At 59.0% G+C, this 4,593-nt stretch carries 5 protein-coding genes; 3 read left to right on the top strand and 2 right to left on the bottom strand.

Going from position 1 to position 4,593, the window contains the following annotated elements; translation table 11 throughout:
- On the top strand, positions 1 to 655 hold a 655-nt coding region (locus VKV28_14245; GenBank protein ID HLH77959.1), incomplete at its 5' end, for an NHL repeat-containing protein.
- Between the two features lie 372 nt (positions 656 to 1,027).
- On the opposite strand, the gene VKV28_14240 is transcribed toward VKV28_14245, so the two are convergent.
- Positions 1,028 to 1,276 carry a helix-turn-helix domain-containing protein gene (locus tag VKV28_14240; protein ID HLH77958.1) on the bottom strand — a complete coding sequence of 83 codons (249 nt, stop codon included), beginning with the start codon at positions 1,274 to 1,276 and terminating at the stop codon, positions 1,028 to 1,030.
- Positions 1,277 to 1,713: 437 nt separating this feature from the next.
- Here VKV28_14240 and VKV28_14235 point away from each other — a divergent pair, with 437 nt between their 5' ends.
- A complete protein-coding gene (locus VKV28_14235; protein ID HLH77957.1) occupies positions 1,714 to 2,583 on the top strand; it encodes a GNA1162 family protein in 870 nt (289 codons plus the stop codon).
- A gap of 45 nt (positions 2,584 to 2,628) precedes the next feature.
- Here the strand turns inward: VKV28_14235 and VKV28_14230 are convergent, their stop codons facing one another.
- Complete coding sequence (locus VKV28_14230) at positions 2,629 to 3,501, bottom strand: fumarylacetoacetate hydrolase family protein (GenBank protein ID HLH77956.1); 873 nt, start codon at positions 3,499 to 3,501, stop codon at positions 2,629 to 2,631.
- Between the two features lie 402 nt (positions 3,502 to 3,903).
- Between VKV28_14230 and VKV28_14225 the strand changes: the two genes are divergently transcribed.
- On the top strand, positions 3,904 to 4,593 hold a 690-nt coding region (locus VKV28_14225; GenBank protein ID HLH77955.1), incomplete at its 3' end, for an efflux RND transporter permease subunit.

Raw genomic sequence — 4,593 nt, 5'->3', positions numbered from 1 at the left:
CCCCTATGATGTCGCCATCGACCCTCAAGGCAACGTGTGGGTGACCAACAGCACCGAGGGGGGAACGATTTCCGAATTTGCTCCCAGCGGCGCCGCGAGCCCCGGTTCACCTTATTCGGCGATGGGTAACTTTCCCAGCGGATTGGCGATTTCGGCCACCCCTTCGCTCTGGGCCCTAACTCAATTCGGGGTTGCGCAGTTCGATTTGACTGGCAGCTTGATTAACGGGCCGTTCTCGGGCCTTAACGTCCCCCTGGGTATCGCGCTTCATCCCGACGGCAACGTGTGGGTCGCCAATACCAATGCCGGCAACGTGGTCGTACTGGCTCCCAACGGTAGTCCTGTCAGCGGCTCGCCGTTTTCCGCCGGTGGATTGATCACGCCGGTGGCTCTGGCGGTGGATTCCGCCGGCAAAGTGTGGGTAACCGACCGCAGCGAGGGAACAATAGCCGAATTTGCGGCCAACGGCACGGTACTCAGTCCGGCCACAGGCTTCACCGGCGCGGGCCTGTCAGGGGCGCTGGATCAGTCAGTGGCTATCGATGCTTCTGGCAACCTTTGGATCGCCAATCATGCCGCCAGCAGCCTCAGTGAGTTTCTCGGTTTGGCTGCCCCGGTCAAGCTCCCGCGTATTGGGCCACCAACCGCGCCTTGAGCCCAGTTGGCTGTGCTCCGTAGCTTCGGCCACGGTCTCCTGTTCCCTGGTCAGGGCGGAAAGGAACGGAATGGGGTTTGCTTAGGGGCTTTCGCCGGACCAAAAGACCTCGCTCCCTCCCGTGGCGACAAGCGGGCATCAACCTTCTTTCGGCTCGCATCGTGTATGCGACCAAGGCTTTTGCCGCGCAGGCACGATACCTGTTCGCCGGCGGCTAGCGCAGGTGAAGCAATCGCTCGGAACTTTTGCAGTCCACGTCAACTGCGACTGGTTTTATGGCGCAACTTCACCTGGGGGCCTTATCTGGCCCTGTTCCAAAAGCTGGCCTGGGCACAAGGACGCCCGATCTCTTCCGCAGCGGCGTGAAGCAGCTTAGTTGCGGTCGGCGGCTTCGATCTTGGCGTTGAGCCAACGCTCTAAAGCAGCCCGATGGAAGCGCCAATCGGCTCCGATTTTGAAGGCCGGAATCGCGCGATGCTTAATCAAGCGGTAAATCGTGCTGGGATGACAATGCAAGTAATCGGAAACCATCCGCACGGTCAGTATCTCACCGCCGCCACCCGCGTTGATCTGCCGATCATAGAATCCTTCGCCCTGAGGCTCACGCTGTACGTTCTGCATAACCTGCTTCCTCTCCTTGGTACTAATCATGTAGACCTGTCGCCTTTTCGCTCTTTAATCTATTGGGAGGAGCTATCGTCCTCTACCATTTTAGCTGCCTACGGATGCAAATTTAAGCAAATCGCGGGCCATTAACTTTTGCCGCTATTTATGGGAGATTTAGAGGCTCAAGCTCTGAATGCCTGAAATTTTTACATGTAAACCGATGCCAAGCATGGTCGTCATGCGTATGCTTGAACCCATGCCGAGCCACCGTGCGGGCGTGGTGAAAAGCAAGCGCTCAGGCCAAAACAAGGAATTGAGGCGGCGTTGCTGCGGCTATGCGGGCAAGCGTGGCAGAAACCTTGCTCCGATGTCAGGGCGTGCGTGGTAAGGACATAGCGCTTGGCCGTGGCCGGCGTCTGGGGAAAAACTGGGCGTTAGTTGCAACACTGGCGTTGTGGAGTTGCACCACCGGCAATAATTACGAAACTCGCCCCTTCTTCCAACCCGAGTACGACCTCCAGAGCCATGGTCGCAAAACCCTGCTCGACCGGATAGTGGAAACCGATCCTGGTTCCTTTACCGTCACGCTGGCGCCGGCTTATCTTAAAAATACCCCGGAGCACATTGCCGTGCTGCCCTTTACAGACGTCGGTAGCGCCGAGTTCGTGGTAAATAAAATACCCTTGACCCACCACAGCCATGATGAACGGATGATTCTGGCCTGGACGCATGCCCAACGGCTGCGGCGGGCGCTACAAGGCTATTTGGCCGAGCGCGAGTTCGCCATGGCCAATCTCTACGGGATTGATGCGGTGCTCAAGGATCGCGGGGTCGACACTCCGCAGAAACTCGCTCGGGTACCGCCCCAGGAACTGGGACGATGGCTAGGAGTTGATGCGGTAGTTTACGGCGAGGTGGTGCATTACGAGGCCTACTACCTGCTCTTGGGCGCCGCTTGGCAAGTCGGGGTCCGGATGCGGATGGTTTCCACCCGCGATGGCAGTACGCTGATCGACGCGGCCGGCAGCCGCTGGGAGGCGCAGGTGCTCCCAGCCCTTGACCTGGAGGATATCGCGATCAACTCAGCGCAAAACATTTTGCAACTGCGCGACATCAACTTGGCGCGGGCTGAGGAAGAGGCGTGCCGGGAGATCGTTCGGCGAATCCCGATTTCCAGCCGCTTGCGGGAAACTGTGGAACAGCAAGCGCTGGCCCAAAGCGAAGCCAGCGAAGCGATCGCCAGCGATCGGGCTCTCGCGCCTCCCCAAGCCAAGCCGCAGTTATTGCACCCGACTTGGCCGGTCTCTCCAGGCGGCTCGTAGGTCGGAAAATCGTCGGCGCAAAACGGCCTGAGGCACGGCGTAGGCTTAGAGCCGGGCGCTGTCAGCGGGCTCGTCGATCACCGGATTGTCGATCGCCCCCACACCCTCGATTTCGATCTTGACCCGATCGCCTGCCCGTAGGTAGCGAGGTGGGTTCATTCCGTGCGCCACCCCGCTGGGCGTGCCGGTGGAGACGATCATGCCCGGCAGAAGGGTGAAGACGGTGGAAAGCAGCTCTATCTGGGCGAAACAGTCATAAATCATGTGACGGGTATTGGAATGCTGGCGCAATTCGCCGTTGACCCAGGTGCGTAGTTCCAAAGCCTGAGGATCGCGGACCTCGTCGGCGGTTACAATCCATGGTCCGGTGGGACCGTGGCTGTCCCAGGACTTGCCCAGGGTGATGGTGGGCGCCTTGCCTTGCCAGTCGCGTACGCTGACATCGTTGACGATCATGTAGCCGGCAATGACCTCGCGCGCGCGCTGGCGCGGAACGTGACGACAACGGCGGCCGATGACGAAGGCCAGTTCGCCTTCATAATCAACTGCCGCCGAGGCGCGCGGTATCTCAATCGGATCGAAGGGCCCTACGATACAACTGACCTGCTTGTTGAAGAAACGGGGGAATTCCGGTTTGGCGTGACCCATCTCGGCGATATGGTCGGCGTAATTACGTCCGATGGCGAGGAATTCCGGCGGTTGGCGCAGCGGCGCTTCCAACTTCACTTCCGACAGCGCCAAGCGCGTAGTTGCTCTATCTGCCGCCGTCCCGACCCGCTCCAGCGCTGCAGGACCTGCCTCAAGCAGCGCCAACATGGTCTGAGGCAATTCCGGAAACGTTCCCAAATCGACTACTTCATTATCGCGCAATACTCCGACGCGATTTTGACCATGGTAGCTAAAACTTAACAGCTTCATGTATGCCTCCGCGCGCTCCCCCGAGCTCGATCCGTAATCGTCATTACCCACTGGTTGACTAATCGTTCTACCTTTAACGTCGAAACGGCCCGGGTTCATCTAGGGGTTAGCCAAAAAATGCTAGCCAACCAACCGCTTGGCGCTATTCCTACTTATGGACTGGCCGGGGCAGGCGCAAGGGCGGCGGAATCGAATGGTGGCGTGCGCGGTTACTTGACCCACGCCGGAGCCGGTCTTAGGCTCTTTAGCCGTGGCGGACTAGTCTTGATAACTGGTGGCCGGGGTTAAACCGGCAGATCATTTAACCGGCAAATCTTCCGTCTTCCGTAGTCTTTTGAGCACTGCTGCGATGCTCCCAAGGTTGGCGCCAGAGTTCCACGATGCGCAGGGAGATCTAACGCCATGATGTGGATCGTTCGTTTGGCCCTGCGCCGCCCGCTGTCTGTGGCGGTAATGGCGCTGCTGATGTTGGTGCTGGGGGTGCTCAGCTTCGAGCTGATGAACGTCGACATTTTTCCTGCCATCAACCTGCCGGTGGTGATGGTGGTATGGAGCTATCCCGGCTTGTCGACTCTCGACGTCGAGCATCGCATGGTGTTTATCAGCGAGCGCGCCTACTCGACTACGGTCAACGGCATCGAGCACATGGAATCGGAGTCGATCAACGGGCTGGGCATCCTCAAGATTTATTTCTATCCCGACAGCGACCTCGGTTCGGCGATCGCGCAGATTAACGCGGTTTCCGAGACCATCCTGTCGATCCTGCCCCGCGGCACCCAGCCGCCTCAGATAATTTCCTACAACGCCGCCAACGTGCCGGTGGCGCAGCTCAATGTCTTCAGCGAAACTCTTTCCACCGAGCAGTTGTTCGACTACGGGCTGAACTTCATCCGCTTGCAGCTCTTTACTATCCCGGGGTTTTCCTCGCCCGCGCCGATGGGCGGGGTGCAGCGCTCGATCATGGTCAACCTCGATCCAACCGCGCAATACGCCAACGGCCTGTCGGCCTACGATATCGGCAATTCCCTGGGCCAAAGCAATGTCGTCATTCCCTCGGGCGCGATCAAGCTGGGCAACTACCAGGACAACGTC

Source organism: Candidatus Binataceae bacterium (assembly GCA_035294265.1).
Taxonomy (GTDB): Bacteria; Desulfobacterota; Binatia; order Binatales; family Binataceae; genus DATGLK01.
This window is presented reverse-complemented; position numbering and strand designations above follow the sequence as displayed.

Excerpts from the sequence above, each read along its gene's own strand:
- VKV28_14240 (HLH77958.1), bottom strand. The coding sequence starts at position 1,276 with ATGCAGAACGTACAGCGTGAGCCTCAGGGCGAAGGATTCTATGATCGG.
- VKV28_14230 (HLH77956.1), bottom strand. The coding sequence starts at position 3,501 with ATGAAGCTGTTAAGTTTTAGCTACCATGGTCAAAATCGCGTCGGAGTA.